Consider the following 15,766-nt stretch of genomic DNA (forward strand, 5'->3'; position numbering starts at 1 on the left):
CTCGACTCAGCAATCAATGCAAGTCTTTTTTTAGGGTTCCCGCAAGCGGGAGTCTGTAAATCTCAAGGTACTGAATAACGATTTACTAACCTACCACTAACGTATCAGTTGCCACGAATAACATATAAGTAAAGCATTAATGTCCCACAGGAGAAGCTATTTGTGAATGGAGTATTTAAGGCTCCTTGGGCAGGATCGCTGATAGTGATAGCCACCATAACTTCTGCACTACTACTGGGAATTGTTCTAATTGGCTTGTTAACAGGTCCTCGCAGCGATCTTGCGTGGATAGTTGCCATGGTAATCATTCCTGTGGCGATTTTATTAACCTCTCTCTTCTTCAGTATTCGCGGTTATGTCATTACAGACAATACCCTTTATATTCAACGCCTTGGTTGGAATACCAAAGTTGATTTACAGAATTTGATTACCGCTGAGGTAGACCCGCAAGCAATGCGAAACTCGATCCGCAAGTGGGGAAATGGTGGTTTATTTAGTTTTTCTGGAAAGTTCTACAACCGCAGATTAGGAAATTATGAAGCTTATGCCACTGATCTGAGTAAAGCCGTCATTCTCAAGTTGCGCGATCGCACAGTTGTTGTTACGCCAGACGATCCAGAAAAATTTGCTCATCAAGTCCTAGCAGCATTTGATTCATCGTCGTAATCTTTTCTGGAATAAACAATTTTGCCTCACTCAACTCCTATCCTTTAACTTCAATCTAAAAATCAACTTCAAAAACTGAATATACATTGATATTCCAAATTCTTTAACACCGTTTACCCAAATACGGTCAAATTCAAACTCCACAAACATATTATAAAAAATATTTCAGGTATTTTATTGCCAATACTGGATGGTTTAAACTCGATAAATAAGAGAGCAAAATAGCAAACTATTCTCAGGAAAAATTAGGGAAAATACGATAAAAAAGTGCAAGAAACCGTTCGATTTTTATTCTTGAGTTAGCATTCAATAAAAGATAATAGATATAGGTGAAAAAATTCATGCGATCAAATGAGAATACAAACATCAGCACTAGTGCATCTTGGTTTTGGCAAATATGTGCGTTCAGATCAAGTAACAGCGGTTATCCCTATCGAGGAAGATCGCGGTCCTGGGCGACGGACGTTTATACACCTCCAAGGACAAACAGATCCGATTGTTGCTTCTCGCGCTGAAGACTCAATAGTTCGTGACTTAGTGCAAGAACCACGTGAGGTGACTCAATCACGCCAACAGCAGGAGATTTTACACGATTTACTTATGGATTTGAGTAATGTCAATCCAACGATCCGTAGAATTGTGCGCGATGAGGGTGGACTTGATTTAGAACGCCTCGAGCAGCGAATTCGTGAAGTTGTAGAAGAATAAGTACTATAAGGGGTGCTATGAGCATCCCTTTAAAGCTAAGAGCTAAGTAGAAATGTATAAGTTTGTTAAGAAAATTTTGCTTGCTTTGATAGCTTAGTTTATAGATCAAGCGAAAACTATAAAGTAACTGCTGCTTTGTGATGGCGATGAGTCGTGTTTGACTCATCAATTGACAACAATGTTATTTTCTGAATAAAAAACTTAAAATAATTTCAACACATTTTTATAATTGTTTACCGTAGACAGTTCGTTTACAGACGATAATTTAAAGCATATAGGCGGTGCTTGAAAATGGAGTAAGTAACGATGCCTAATCACTATTCAATCTTAGATGACGAAAATCGAGTCTACGGAGAATGGCACGGACATCTGCACTATACATTGATGTATCAAAGTAGAGAAAAAGCAGAAACAGTAGCAAGAGAACATCACATCTTAGGATACAAAATTGTTCCATCAGAAGCAGCAGTAAGATACTCGGAAAGTAGATACTCTGAACATAAGTAAAACGATAAAGAAGGGAGTACAAATTCCCTTCTTTTAGTTATTAAAAAATTAATTATTTTAGCGCGATCGCCTTATCTAACTGTTTTTATTTGTACGCATTTTTTTTACTGCCACACTTCAATTAAGATACTTCCTCTGAACATCAAGATTAATTATTAAGTTTTGCAAATAACTTGTGTAAGATCCCCAAACTGCTTTGAAGAAGAAATGAAGCACAACTTCACTTATCAAAAAAAGCAGCCTTGGAGACAGAGAATGGAAGCAAAGAAGGTGTTAGAAGTAAGAGAAATTAAGCTAGCTATTTTAGAAAGTTTTCCTCCACAACTTTCCATTACAGCAACTGGAATTGTTCCCACGCAGGGCTGGAAAAATGCTGAACTCATTCCTTACATTTATATCCAGCCACCGATAGATGGTATTTATGAATTTGATTTTGTCGCTGAACCGCCAAAAGGAATTGTCGCACCAGCACTTGCGTCAATAAAGGCAAATTTTCGTCTGGAAACGATTCCTAACCTGAGAGGAGTAAAAGTTTATGCTTCCAGTAATTCTCAAATTGCGCTTTTAGAAGCTAGCGGTAAAGAAAGGACAATTTGCGTTAAAGGAGTTCTCACCGATGAGGGTGTAGAATGCCAAACACTCCGCGCTGCTGACGGCGAACTTTACACACTTGTGGGCAATCTCAAGGAATTTAAAATAGGTGATGAAGTCTATGTAGCTGGTACAGTTGCTGAATTTTCGTTTTGCTTGCAGGGAATTACAATTGTTGTGAATTGGATTAGCAAAAGTGCGCCAAAGTGTTCGCTAGCTGTAGGTGTATAGTAAAGGTTGACAAACGCCCTACGACTGAAGAAGTCCACGCAGGTGGACTTTGTTTTTTTAGCGGTGAATTTATTCGCTTAAATTTTAAAGCAATTGTCTAGTATTACCCTGATAATAGATAGAGTTTAGTTTCAGAGTGAATCCTATGAGTTGCGCTGTTCTCCAAAACTACATTAATGGCGAATGGTGTGACTCCACTGCTACTGAATATTTGGATGTAACTAATCCAGCAACAGCAGAAATACTTGCTAAAGTTCCACTCGGAACAGCAACCGACGTAGATCGAGCAGCAACAGCCGCGATCGCAGCATTTACCACCTGGCGGCGCACTCCAGCGGGGGAACGAGTACAGTATTTATTTAAACTTAAAACGCTACTAGAAGAGAACTTTGCTGACTTAGCCACGACGATTACACAAGAGTGCGGCAAAACTTTGGCAGAATCAAAAGGCGAATTGCAACGGGCGATCGAAAATGTGGAAGTTGCTTGTGGAATTCCGATTTTAATGCAAGGCTACAACTCAGAAGATATCGCCAAAGGCATTGATGAAATCTTAATTCGACAACCTGTAGGTGTTGCAGCAGTTATTGCGCCGTTCAACTTTCCAGGGATGATTCCGTTTTGGTTTATGCCGTATGCGATCGCCTGCGGTAACACATATATTATTAAACCCTCTGAGAAAGTACCGCTGACAATGCAAAAAGTGATGCAGCTTTTGGCACAAACAGGAATACCCAAAGGTGTTGTCAATCTTGTTAACGGTGCGAAAGAAGTTGTCGATGCGATTCTCGATCATCCTGCGATTCGGGCAATTAGCTTTGTCGGTTCGACTTTGGTAGCGCGTTATGTTTACAGTCGGGCGACAGCAAATGGTAAACGCGCGCAGTGTCAGGGTGGGGCAAAAAATCCAGTGATTGTGCTACCGGATGCAGATATGGAGATGACAACTCGCATTGTTGCAGATAGCGCCTTCGGTTGCGCTGGACAACGTTGCTTAGCAGCTTCGCTGGCGATTACTGTTGGAAAAGCACGTCAAACTTTTACTGAGGCGATCGCTGATGCGGCGTCTACTCGCGTTGTTGGTTACGGGTTAGACGATAAAGTTCAAATGGGACCTGTGATTACAGCAGAAAGTCGAGCGAGAATTGAGCAATTAATACAGCAGGGAATCGCTGAAGGTGCAACGCCGCTTGTTGATGGTAGACAAGCAAAAATTGCTGATTATCCTCAAGGTTATTTTATTCGACCGACGCTACTCCAAAATATCGAACCTACAAGTACAATTGCTCAAACGGAGGTTTTTGGTCCTGTACTCGGTTTAATTCATCTCGATACAGTTGATGACGCGATCGCCTTTGTTAATAGCGGTCAATACGGTAATATGGCGTGCTTATTTACCTCTAGTGGCGCTGCTGCACGCAAATTCCGCTACGAAGCGGAAGTGGGTAACATTGGTATCAACATTGGCGTTGCTGCACCGATGGCTTTCTTTCCCTTTAGCGGCTGGAAAGAAAGTTTCTTTGGCGATTTGCACGGACAAGGACATCACGCCGTTGAATTCTTTACCCAAACGAAAGTTGTGGTCGAACGCTGGTTCCAAGATTGGTCAAGACAATTTTAGCTTGTCTTCTCTAAAGCTTACATATAAATGCCTGGCGAATGAATTCGCGGCTAATATACAAAGTCCACTTACGTGGACTACACATAAATCTTAAACTCTTGAGTGTGCCTACGTACACTTGGCTTATGTAGCCCCGACTTCATTCGGAGACATCCATGAATTTAGTCCTGATAGTTTCAACTCGACGCCGATTAACTCCCAAGTCGCCCTCACCTAACCGCGAAGCTGAACGAACGTGGATCGCTTTGGCATCTTTGTCAAGCAAAAATTCGACATCATCAACAAATCCGACAACGGGAATTGTAAATTCGCTATAAATGTAATTTTCGGTTTGGGCGATCGCTTTGGCACGGCGAAAAGATTGCAGCACTGTTTTGAGGTGCGCCATTGCTTCTTGGTCAGTTGAATTGTAAGTTAGAGGAGCAATTTGATGCACTGCATCTTGGCTTTGACTGCTGACACAATTAGGGGTAGTCGGACACGGTGCTAATTGACCAGCATGAACTCCAAGGTTATTCGGTCGCGTTCCGGCAAATAGCTGCGGTTCTCCAGAAAAGGTGATTTTAGTTCCTAATGCACAAAAAGTGACGAACACTAATGCGATGAAGGTAAGAAGAACTCGTTGGAATACAGAATTTGATTTCGTCTCAACTGTGGACATGATTTTAAAGCGCGATCGCACTTAGCAGTTAATACAAAGACGATTGTACTGTCTTGTACTGCTGTACCTAACCGCATCCTTAGTATCCTAGCGAGTAGATTTTAAATATTTATTGACAATATGCCTTTAACTCACTTAGTTTTTTTAACGCTTGGTATGGGACTCGTCTGGGTAAGTGTAAAAGTCAAAAACGATGTTTATCGCTTGGCAATAGCAATTTCTGGTGCCATCTCGATCGTGTGGGGGTTTGCCCTAACCCCCTTGCAGTTTCAACTACCAATCGAGGCGCTTGTACTGATCTTATTGTTTCCGCTCTGTTTGCGTTGTCTCAGAGAATAAATCAAGCAGACAGGGGTGTGTCTGTCGTATTAACACTCTTTTGTGGTACTTTTGTAGAAGCTGACCACGGTGCAGGATTTAAACTAAGCGGTTCCGTCGTACGAGGGTGTCGTGTAGGCATTGTCCGCCGAAACATTTGGTAGTAATCTTTACGGGATTCTTCAAATAAATAGCGCAATTCAGCGATCGGGTTATTGTGATGATCGACGCGCAAATCAAGATAGGGATAGACATCTTGATGGACAACATAAATTGCTGCCGATTGACGACCCCGTTTATCACCGCCTGCTGCTTCCCCAGCTTCTAAGGCTTGCAGTAAGCGTTCGGAAAACTCCATCCCTTCTTTGGCTTGATACGCTTCTGCCATTGCTAGCAAAGTTTGTTCGCCAACTAGCATATTGCCAGCGACAGAGAAGTAGGGAAAAGTAAAATGTCCTGCCCAATCGATGCACTCTTTGCCTGTCCAAGCTGCAGTGTGACCGTTGTGATCGACTAAATGTAATTGCCGATGGTCGCGGTCTTTATCGTCTTTGAGTAAAAGGTAAATGATATCTTCGACAGAGATTTCGTCTAAGGTTCCTTCGCTGATGGCACGCTGTTCGAGTAACTGAATACCCAAAATTCCCAGCAGCGGGTTAGTTTGTGCTTGCGTTGCGATCGCCCCAATTGTCGCTTTGGCATGAGGCACTAACGCCCCTACTGCTAGATGCTTTGTTGCGACTGCAACCCCTGTCATTTGCGTTGATGGATCCCAAGCCACAATTGAGAATGTCATGATTCCCTGTCTTTACTACCTAATGAGTTCTGTATAGAAACGTTATTTTTCTATATCATTTATGTACTGGTATGTACTGTCGTGTATTTAACTATTCCCAAAAAGCTTGTATTGCTAACATTAGCTGCTATGGCAGAGGTCAGGGGTCAGGTTTTATGAGTTAAGATTGACCGCTGCAATATCTCACAAAACAATTGTTGTTGAAGGACTTAGCAGTTATTTCGGTTTGTTGTAAGTAAAGGTGTAATTTTATGTGCGGTATTGGTGGCGTCATGCACCACGATCCGGCTCGTCCCGTGAATCCAGATGTTCTAGTGGCGATGGCGGCGATTCAGTATCATCGCGGACCAGACGGATTCGGTGTCAAAATTATGAGCGATTGCGGTGTGGGCTTCACCCATGCGCGACTGTCAATTATTGACCTCAACCCAGAACGCGGACGACAACCGTTTGTTTCTGCTGATGGGCAATACATGATTGCACACAACGGCGAGTTTTACGACTACAAACGCATCCGCGCTGAACTGACTTCTTTAGGTTATCGCTTTCGCAGCAAGAGCGATACTGAACTAACGATGCACTTAACAGATCGCTACGGGTTAGAAGGTGCATTACCACATCTACGTGGCGAGTTTGCTTTTGCACTTTACGAACGTTCCAAAGACCGCCTGACATTAGTGCGCGATCGCTTTGGTGTCAAACCTTTGTATTGGACGATGACGCCCGAAGGTTTAGTCTTTGGTTCAGAAATTAAAGTGTTATTTGCACATCCAGCAGTCCAGCGCCGCTTTTCTTCTGAAGGACTTTATCATCAACTGATGCAGCTAATTGTACCAGGAACATCCGCGTTTGAGGGCATTTATGCGGTTGAACCTGGACAAATGGTGATTGTTGAGCGTCATGACGGGCAACTACAAGTTAAAACAAAACAGTACTGGGATTTGAACTTCCCGCGTCAGTCTGAACGCGGCGCAAGATTAGCTGACGAAGAGTACATCGAAGAGTTACGCAGCCGTTTTATTGAAGCTGTGCAATTGCGACTCGAAGCGGATGTTCCTGTAGCGTGTTATCTCTCTGGCGGTATCGACTCGTGTACGATTATGGGTATTGCCGCCGCAAGTCAACAATCACCTGTTAAAGCATTTACGATTGGGTTTGACGATCGCGACTACGATGAAACTGCGATCGCCCGCGAAATGGCACAAGCCACAGGTGCAGATCAAGATGTCTTAATGGTCGATGGCAATCAACTTTACGATCACTTTGCGCGGACGCTATGGCATACAGAACGCAGTATTTATAATACTTTTACCGTTGCCAAGTTGTTGATGAGCGAACATGTCAACAAAGCTGGATACAAAGTCGTCGTCACAGGTGAAGGCTCGGATGAACTTTTTGCAGGATATCCGCAACTGCGACTTGATATGATTTTGCATGGTATGGATGATGCTTCCCCAGAAGAACGCGCCGATTTAGAAGATTGGCTAGCAGAAAGTAATCGCTTATTCAAAGGCAATCTTTTAGCGGAAAAAGCGTTAGACGATCCAGCATTGACAAACTTAGTGGGCTTTACACCCAGTTGCTTACAATCGTGGTTATCGGCATCTGCCTACGTACCGAGTTTACTGCATCCGGATCGCCGCGCCGCAACGCAAAATTACTCGCCAGGAGAAGCTGTTGCCAATGCCCTCGATCGCGGTCAAATTGAGGGACGTCACCCACTTGACAAAGTGCAATATATATGGATAAAAACGCAGTTTGAGTCACAAGTCCTCGGCTGGGCAGGCGATCGCGTCGATATGGCAAACTCGATGGAAGCACGTCCGCCGTTTCTCGATCATCCCTTAGTCGAATTCGCTGTGACTCTACCGCAAAATATGCGCTTGCGGGGACGCAAAGATAAATATATCCTGCGCGAAACAATGCGCGAGCTTTTACCAAAAGCACTTTACGAGCGACAAAAATTTGCGTTCATGGCTCCCCCATCGCATACTGACCCCATTAAACAACGGGCGATGCAGGCGTTATCGGCAACTTATTTATCAAAACAAGCGATCCAAGAAGCAGGGTTACTCGACGCCGCAGGCGTACAAAAGATTCTTCAGCGTCACGGCGATGCCAATACCCCAGTGTCAGACCGCGTACAACTCGATGCAATTATTAATCATATGCTCAGCGTGCAAATGTTGCACAAGCATTTTGTCGGCAATGATGTGCCTGCTGTCGCCCGCGATCGCGCCAAAGAGCGCGGTTGGTACGCTAAAGATCAACTTGTGTTAGTTGGAGCGTAATACTTCCCACTATAAGTTGCTATCCAGTAGGTAGTAGAGGGGCAGAGGAACACTTATTGTATTAGTGATGGCATAAAACCTATAAAAGCAATTAGCACTTTTTAACTAACAATTAGACTAAGTGCCAACAGCTAATACCATTAGAGAATGTCTGAAAAGTATAAATTACAACGCTGATCGTCCATTGATGATTCCAACCATAGCAGCTTTTATCTAGGCTGCGGAAGTAATAATAGACCGTTCTCTAGGTAGGGAAGCGGACGATCGGGGACAGAATGCCTATTGTTTATTTATATTACATCTGTTGGATAGAGTAGGCACTGCATGACTCTTGTTGTGATACCCATCAGTGCCGATTTTTTTGAATATAAAGTTTTGTAGCTTTTATGAGTAATTCCTCAGGTGTCTGCTGAATAAAGCATTAGAGAGCTAAATGTCCTTTATTTCAATAGAATTTCGACTATGATAGCTGCATTCTAAAACTACATCCACTTTTTTATTAAAAAAGCATATTTATAAACTGCAAGTTGAGGTATTGAAAGCGACGCGAACTAGAACTTTAACTCAGTGAATTCCGTTATTACTTCATGAGGTGAGACTAAGGTATATGAAATTCAAGCTTATTATTATGTCTGTCCTCCTAGGCGCACTTATATATGGAGTTACAGCAGTTCAAGCACAGATGAAGGATAGTAGTAAACCTTCCACAGTTCAGGGTTCAGGGGCGATGGCTCAAAATCATCCCTTGAAAGCATCTGTAGAAGATGCTGATTTCATTTTCCGAGGAGTTGTTACTAAAATTGAATATCGCATGTCAGCTAATGAGCCACAACTTCCTCACTCGTTTGTGACTTTTAAAGTAGAAAAGAGGCTCAAGGGACAATTTAATCAACAATTTGTGACTCTGCGTTTTATTGGCGGTCCTGCTGGTAATGGTAACTTTCTCACAGTGTCTGAAGTTCCTCTTTTTGACGTTGGAGAGCGGAGTATTCTCTTAGTACAAGGTAATGGTCAATCTGGGTGTCCCCTTGTGGGATGTGCAGACGGTCGGTTTCGGATTATTAGCGATCAAGTCTTCACTGATGAGGGACAGCCAATTGCATTAAATAACCAAGGGGAACTGACTTATGGGAGACCGCTGCCGTTAGAGGAAGTAGTCAACAATAGGATTGGTGATATATCTGTTAGGGATGTTTTATCAAACGAAGAGAGTTCGCAAGATGCTGCTGGAGGGCGTGTAGTGCGATCTCAACAAGAACTAGTAGCTTCATCATCATCTCTGAGCGCAAGTCAACTTGAGCATCTTATTCAAAATCAAGTGCAACAGCTTGGCTTATCTACACAGATGCAGGCACGACAGTTTAATGTCAGCGTGGACAGTAAAGCAAGTTTTTCTGTTGCCCAACCTAGACCTGTAAGTCCACCTGCGATAGCAGTTCCTCATTCTGAATCTTCAAGATCGTCAAGCTTGAGCGAAACTGACCGCAGAGAACTTGAGATGTTACAGCAAAACGGAGGCAATCCAGTATTCCTGAATTCTAAACCTTAAGGTTTAGGAAGTTTCCCCGTTTTAAGTAGAACACTTATGCAGAATGCAGTGGGCGAAATATACCAGAGCATTTTGCAACTTTGAAGTGCTTATTTCACAGGCTGTTTCGCCTCAAGGCTACTGACTTGAGGGAAAAAACAGATTAATTGGATTTTTATTTAACCGGAAGAGAAATTTATGGAGAACAGTTATGAAGAAATATCTAACAAGTTTAATCGGTCTAGCATTGTTTGCGGCTATTACTGGTCATACGTCTGACGCTCATGCCTTCCGTTATCGGATCTGCGATCGACCATGGCCAGCCTCTGATGGTCCTATTAAATGGACTAGTATTCCACCACGAATGCGCGCAGCTGGAGTTAGTTTTCCAGCTGGTGTCTGGAGAGATGCTTTGACCGATTCTGTCAGTCGTTGGAACACAAACCCCAGTAATTTCTACTTTAACCTAACTTATAACGAACCTGGTGTTGGATTAGACAATGGCGAAAATGAAGTCTGGTTCAGCAATGATGATAGTCTGCTAAATGGTGCACCGGCAATTGCTTATACCTGGTGGAGTTGTAACATATTTAGTAGCATCAAGATCAATGAGTCAGATGTCCTCTTTGACAGTCGAGTTGCCTACACCCCTTCTACCAACAAAAGTTCACTTTGGCCTTATGGTGGAAGCTCTCGTCCTTTCCAGACAACTTCATCACACGAATTCGGTCATGCATTGGGTCTGCTGCACGTGAATACAATTTACAACATAATGGGTCAAGATTGGAATCATATCCATACCAATGCAGGAATTGCGAGAAACTATCCAGGGGAAGATGCTTCAAATGGTGCAGTATTTCTGTATGGTCTCTATTCGCCTGCTATTAATGATCTTTCTGTAGTTCATTGGAAGCGGTTAGGTAGCGATGGAGAATATAGTACACACACCAGAACTCAAATGTACAATACTACTGGCACACTTCTTAGTTCCTTCAATGATGCTGGTGAGCCACGTTATCGCGTAAATAGAGGACAGCAGGTTCAAGTCGAGCTAACCTATGAAAACAATGGTGCTGCCACTCAAACGGTTGGTGTTGGCTACTATATTTCTACTAATGACAATATCTCAACAGCTGACCGCTTAATTGCAACAGCTTCATTTACACTTGCTAGGGATATTGCTTTGACATCGAGGAGGACAGTTACTATTCCTAGCGATCTAACTGTTGGCAACTACTACATAGGTGCTATTGTGGATAGAACTAATGCGGTCAGCGAACAGTACGAGAACAACAATTCCACTTATATTGCTATTCAAGTGAACTGACCTAAATCTTTACAGCCTATTGGGAAGTGATTATACACCCCCAGCCATAATGCCCTTCAGCAAGTTTTTGAATCTGCCCCAACTTTGCTTGCTCAGGGGCAAACTCACGAATATGTGGTACAACCGTTTACATAGCATAATTCAGAGCTAAAAGCTACCCAGGGCAAGGTCTTCGAGCTTGTATACTGTCCTAAATTTCCCTTCGGTTGCTATACTAGCTAAGCGGATAAATCTGTAACAATGGCGCAGTCTCATTTTCTTCTTTGGTAAGTTAGTTACAACTCGTATACTGTATCCACCAAAGCAATTTGTGTCCAAGTTTTGAGAATGGCAAAATATCCTAACTCTAGCCTTGATCGCAGTTTGCCACTAATTGACTACATAGCATTGGAAAATCGTTATTCGCCAAGCGCCGGATCGAACTTTCCTGATGTATCAACTAGATGACACGCAACATAGTGTCCATCGCCTACGTCGCGAAATTCTGGTTCTACTTGATGACAATGTTCAATTGCCCAAGGACAGCGCGTGTGGAAACGACAGCCACTTGGAGGATTTGTTGGGCTAGGAACATCGCCTTGTAAAACAATTCGCTGGCGCTTTGCTTCTACGGTAGGATCGGGGATCGGGATCGCAGAGAGTAAAGCTTGTGTATATGGATGTAGTGGATTTTCGTATAGCGATACGCGATCGGCAAGTTCGACAATTTTACCAAGGTACATTACTGCAATGCGATCTGAGATATGGCGCACAACACTCAAATCGTGGGCAATAAATAGATAAGTCAGTTGAAACTCGCGCTGGAGTGACTGCACTAAGTTAATTACTTGCGCTTGAACCGAAACATCTAATGCGGCAATCGGTTCGTCACATACTAAAAAATCAGGGTTAACAGCCAACGCCCGTGCGATCGCAACTCGTTGGCGTTGTCCTCCAGAAAATTCGTGTGGATAACGAGAAATAAACTCTGGACTCAAGCCGACAACATCTAAAAGATGCTGAACTCGCGCCTGTTTCTCGCGTCCTGAAGCTAAACCGAATATTTCTAGTGGTTCGCTAATCACATCACCAATTGTCATGCGAGGATTGAGCGATGCGTAAGGATCTTGGAAAATCATCTGCATCTGTCGGCGCATTTGTCGTAACGGTTCGCCGGATAATGCCGTTAGTTCAGTTTCCTCAAAATAAACGTGTCCTGCACTTGGTGGTTCTATTTGCAGAATCGCCCGTCCTGTCGTACTTTTACCGCATCCTGATTCCCCTACCAAGCCCAAAGTTTCGCCACGTTTGATATCAAAAGTGAGTCCATCGACGGCTTTTACCGCCCCTACTTGTCGTTGGAGAATTAACCCGCGCAGAATCGGAAAATGAACTTTAAGGTCGCGCACGCGCAATAAGGTGTCGTTTCGCTGTTGCGTTTGAATTGTACTCGTTTGAGGTTGCACCATGATTTTCGTTGATCGACATTAGGCGGTTGCTGATTGAGATGCTTGCAAAACGTCTGCGCCTTCGGGTTTTACCCAACACGCGACTTGGTGGTTCACTCCCACAGGTTCTAGCGGTGGATCTTCGTTATGGCATTTGGCGATCGCAAACTCGCAACGCGGCGCGAACGGACATCCTTGCGGATAGTTGACTAAGCTTGGCGGTAATCCATCGATTGACTTGAGACGTTCTTGGCGCTGTTCGTCTAAACGCGGAATACTTTGCAGTAACCCAATTGTATACGGATGGCGTGGATGGTGATACAGTGCGTTCAGTGGCGCTTGTTCAACAATTTGCCCTGCATACATCACCAAGATGCGATCGGCTAAACCTGCAAGCAATGACAGATCGTGCGTAATCCAAATGACCGCCATGCCACGTTCTTCTTTGAGTTGCTTGACAAGTTCAACAATTTGTGCTTGAATTGTCACGTCAAGTGCTGTTGTCGGTTCATCGGCAATCAGTAAATCAGGATTACACGCTAGTCCCATCGCGATCATCACGCGTTGGCGCATTCCTCCAGAAAATTGGTGCGGATAGTTGCGGACGCGATCGCGTGCCCCAGGAATGCCAACTTGCTCTAAAAGTTCAACTGCTCTCGCTTTCGCCTCTGATTTTGCCATGCCTAAATGCAGTTGAATAGCTTCAGTCATCTGCTTTTCCACCCGCAATACCGGATTAAGTGATGTCATCGGGTCTTGAAAAATCATCGAGAGACGATTTCCCCGCAGCGATCGCATTTCGCGCCCACTCAATTTGAGTAGATCTTGTCCCTGAAACATCACTTCACCACCCACAATTTTGCCTGGAGGCGATGGAATCAACCGCATTGCCGATAGCATCGTAATACTTTTTCCCGAACCCGATTCGCCGACAATTCCTACAGTTTCCTGCGCATTGACATGAAACGAGACATCATTCACTGCATGAACGACACCATTTTGGGTAAAAAAGCGCGTTTTCAGGTTCTGAACATCAAGCAATCGAGCCATGGTACTGTTGTGCTTTAAAGTTAGTACGTATGGATGAGCAGAGGAGCAGAGGAAGCAGAGGAGCCTGCGCCGTGCGGGGGTTTCCCCCGTTGAGGCAACTGGCGTGGGCAGGGGAGAAAATGTTGGTAATTAAGACCGTCGCTGTTGGGGATCGAGGGCTTCGCGCAATCCATCACCGAGGAGATTAAAGCCTAAGACTGTAATTGCGATCGCCAAACCAGGAAACGTTGTTACCCAAGGTGCGCGGCGAAAGTAATCGCGTCCTGCGGCTAAGATTGCTCCCCATTCAGGTGAGGGTGGTTGCGCGCCGAGTCCGAGAAATGACAACGCAGATGCTGAAAGAACTGCAACGGAGACTCCTACAGTTGCTACAACAATAATCGGCGAAAGAATATTGGGTAAGATGTGACGAAAGATGAGGCGAAAGTGCTTTGCACCCACAGCTTGGGCGGCTTTGAAATATTCCTTATTTTTTTCTACCAGCACAGCCCCATAAGTAACGCGCGCATAGAAAGGAATCGAACTAATTCCAACAGCAATTGTGGCATTAGTAAGGCTAGGACCAAGTACCGCAACAGCTGCGAGGGCTATCAGCGTTTCGGTAAAAGAGAACAAAACATCGACGCCCCGCATCAAAATAGCTTCTACCCAACCTCCGGCGTAGCCTGCAACCATTCCTAGCAAAACTCCCGCCGTCATTGAGATAAACACGGCGACGAGTCCAATACGTAACGTTAGGCGACTACCATAAACAATCCTGCTAAACAAATCGCGTCCAAAATCATCCGTACCAAACCAATGTTCCGCACTCGGAGGTTGCAACGTCGAACCAACTCCCATTTCCAGTGGGTCAAAAGGCGCGATCGCCGGAGCAAAAATTGCCACGATCGTCGTTACTAGCAAAATAACGCCGCCAATCTTAGCACCAGGGCTGCGAAACAGAACCTGTAGAAACCGCCGAAATTCTCTATTCCTAGACGGAAGCGGCGCAACAGGTGGTGGTGGTGTGGTAATTTGCTGAGTCATCAGTGATATGTAATTCGAGGGTCAATCCAGGCGTAAAGTAAATCCAAGACGATAGAAACGACGACAACAACGGTAGCAAAAATCAGAATAAAGCCTTGAATTGTCGGATAGTCGCGCTGAAAAATCGACTGAATTGCCAAACGTCCAATACCATTCCAGGCGAACACATTTTCTACAACGATCGCACCGCCCATCATGTAGGTAAACTGTAGCCCTAGCATATTGACGACGTTGATCATGCCATTGCGAAACGCATGGCGCGACAATACCAAAGTTTCTGCTAATCCTTTCGCCCTTGCAGTCCGCATATAATCTTGCGACAGCACATCCAGCATCGAAGATCGAGTCAAGCGCGATACGGATGCTGCATTAGCAAGTCCTAACGTCAGTGCAGGTAAAACGAGATTATTCAAATTTGTCCCTGAAACAGGAAACCATCCTAGCCGCACAGAAAAAATCGAGATCAGCATCAACCCCAGCCAAAAGCTAGGAACCGAAATTCCAATAATTGCACCCGTCATCAACGTCGTATCAATCCAAGTACCGCGCTTATACGCCGCAAAAAAACCTGCCGTCACGCCGACAACCATCGTAATCATCAAGCTAGTCACCGCAAGCAACAGCGTATTCGGTAGCCTTACAAGCAATAAATCCAATACTGGCTGATTTCCCCGAATCGTAGTGCCGAAATCCCCCTGCAATACCCGCCCCATATACATGATGTACTGTTCATAAATTGGGCGGTCGAGTCCCAAATTGCGGCGAATTTGTTCAATTTGTTCTGGCGTTGTCGATTGCGACTGCGCGTACATAATTTGCACCGGATCGCCAGGCACAAGATGAATCAACAACGTCACCGCGATCGTCGTAATCCAAATCGTAAACAAACCACCCAGCAACCGTTTAATAAAATAACGTGTCATCAGTCTGTGTGATAAAACTCCTCAAAATTGCCACTCCCCATCTCTTCTCTTTGCGACCTTTGTGGTTCGTTCCAAAAAGCCCCCACCAAAAATGT

16 protein-coding genes are annotated in these 15,766 nt (G+C 44.2%); 9 read left to right on the forward strand and 7 right to left on the reverse strand.

All coding sequences use genetic code 11. The features are described 5' to 3' along the window. Positions 1-104: 104 nt before the first annotated feature. Entirely contained in the window at positions 105-299 is a 195-nt protein-coding gene (locus B1A85_RS25165; RefSeq protein ID WP_246841373.1) for a hypothetical protein, read from the reverse strand. Here B1A85_RS25165 and B1A85_RS08440 point away from each other — a divergent pair. From B1A85_RS08440 to B1A85_RS08460, 5 genes are all read left to right on the forward strand, one after another. Further along, the gene (locus tag B1A85_RS08440; RefSeq protein WP_246841374.1) at positions 298-666 is read left to right on the forward strand and encodes a PH domain-containing protein; all 369 of its coding nucleotides are present in this window, start codon (positions 298-300) and stop codon (positions 664-666) included. The genes B1A85_RS25165 and B1A85_RS08440 overlap by 2 nt on opposite strands. Positions 667-1,017: 351 nt before the next feature. Then, complete coding sequence (locus tag B1A85_RS08445; protein WP_104546471.1) at positions 1,018-1,374, forward strand: hypothetical protein; 357 nt, start codon at positions 1,018-1,020, stop codon at positions 1,372-1,374. Between the two features lie 306 nt (positions 1,375-1,680). After that, the gene (locus tag B1A85_RS08450; RefSeq protein ID WP_104546472.1) at positions 1,681-1,881 is read left to right on the forward strand and encodes a hypothetical protein; all 201 of its coding nucleotides are present in this window, start codon (positions 1,681-1,683) and stop codon (positions 1,879-1,881) included. Positions 1,882-2,136: 255 nt separating this feature from the next. Continuing rightward, on the forward strand, positions 2,137-2,703 hold the full coding sequence (locus tag B1A85_RS08455; protein ID WP_104546473.1) for a DUF5818 domain-containing protein: 567 nt from the start codon (positions 2,137-2,139) through the stop codon (positions 2,701-2,703). A 145-nt stretch (positions 2,704-2,848) separates the two neighbouring features. After that, positions 2,849-4,324 carry a CoA-acylating methylmalonate-semialdehyde dehydrogenase gene (locus tag B1A85_RS08460; protein WP_104546474.1) on the forward strand — a complete coding sequence of 492 codons (1,476 nt, stop codon included), beginning with the start codon at positions 2,849-2,851 and terminating at the stop codon, positions 4,322-4,324. A gap of 139 nt (positions 4,325-4,463) precedes the next feature. On the opposite strand, the gene B1A85_RS08465 is transcribed toward B1A85_RS08460, so the two are convergent. Beyond that, complete coding sequence (locus B1A85_RS08465) at positions 4,464-4,985, reverse strand: DUF1499 domain-containing protein (RefSeq protein ID WP_210404311.1); 522 nt, start codon at positions 4,983-4,985, stop codon at positions 4,464-4,466. Positions 4,986-5,105: 120 nt separating this feature from the next. On the opposite strand from B1A85_RS08465, the gene B1A85_RS08470 reads away from it, so the two are divergent. Then, the gene (locus B1A85_RS08470) at positions 5,106-5,324 is read left to right on the forward strand and encodes a hypothetical protein (protein ID WP_104546475.1); all 219 of its coding nucleotides are present in this window, start codon (positions 5,106-5,108) and stop codon (positions 5,322-5,324) included. 1 nt (position 5,325) lies between these two features. Here the strand turns inward: B1A85_RS08470 and B1A85_RS08475 are convergent, their stop codons facing one another. Then, positions 5,326-6,099, reverse strand: a complete 774-nt coding sequence (locus tag B1A85_RS08475) for a DUF1028 domain-containing protein (RefSeq protein ID WP_104546476.1) — start codon at positions 6,097-6,099, stop codon at positions 5,326-5,328. A 251-nt stretch (positions 6,100-6,350) separates the two neighbouring features. On the opposite strand from B1A85_RS08475, the gene asnB reads away from it, so the two are divergent. The 3 genes from asnB (at position 6,351) to B1A85_RS08490 (ending at position 11,245) form a co-directional block, all read left to right on the forward strand. Next, positions 6,351-8,390: an asparagine synthase (glutamine-hydrolyzing) gene (gene asnB / locus B1A85_RS08480; RefSeq protein WP_104546477.1), complete on the forward strand. Its 2,040-nt coding sequence runs from the start codon at positions 6,351-6,353 to the stop codon at positions 8,388-8,390. Positions 8,391-9,018: 628 nt separating this feature from the next. After that, on the forward strand, positions 9,019-9,939 hold the full coding sequence (locus B1A85_RS08485) for a hypothetical protein (RefSeq protein WP_104546478.1): 921 nt from the start codon (positions 9,019-9,021) through the stop codon (positions 9,937-9,939). Positions 9,940-10,129: 190 nt separating this feature from the next. Further along, positions 10,130-11,245, forward strand: a complete 1,116-nt coding sequence (locus tag B1A85_RS08490; RefSeq protein WP_104546479.1) for a CARDB domain-containing protein — start codon at positions 10,130-10,132, stop codon at positions 11,243-11,245. Between the two features lie 398 nt (positions 11,246-11,643). On the opposite strand, the gene B1A85_RS08495 is transcribed toward B1A85_RS08490, so the two are convergent. From B1A85_RS08495 to B1A85_RS08510, 4 genes are all read right to left on the reverse strand, one after another. Further along, positions 11,644-12,693, reverse strand: coding sequence for an ABC transporter ATP-binding protein (locus tag B1A85_RS08495; RefSeq protein WP_104546480.1), 1,050 nt, complete (start codon positions 12,691-12,693; stop codon positions 11,644-11,646). Positions 12,694-12,711: 18 nt separating this feature from the next. After that, positions 12,712-13,722, reverse strand: a complete 1,011-nt coding sequence (locus B1A85_RS08500; RefSeq protein WP_104546481.1) for an ABC transporter ATP-binding protein — start codon at positions 13,720-13,722, stop codon at positions 12,712-12,714. Positions 13,723-13,851: 129 nt separating this feature from the next. After that, on the reverse strand, positions 13,852-14,748 hold the full coding sequence (gene nikC / locus B1A85_RS08505; RefSeq protein ID WP_104546482.1) for a nickel transporter permease: 897 nt from the start codon (positions 14,746-14,748) through the stop codon (positions 13,852-13,854). Continuing rightward, positions 14,748-15,671 (reverse strand): ABC transporter permease, encoded by a 924-nt coding sequence (locus B1A85_RS08510; protein ID WP_104546483.1) that lies wholly within the window; start codon positions 15,669-15,671, stop codon positions 14,748-14,750. The genes nikC and B1A85_RS08510 overlap by 1 nt, the downstream gene beginning before the upstream one ends. Between the last annotated feature and the right edge of the window lie 95 nt (positions 15,672-15,766).

This window comes from Chroococcidiopsis sp. TS-821 (genome assembly GCF_002939305.1).
Classification (GTDB): Bacteria; Cyanobacteriota; Cyanobacteriia; order Cyanobacteriales; family Chroococcidiopsidaceae; genus Chroogloeocystis.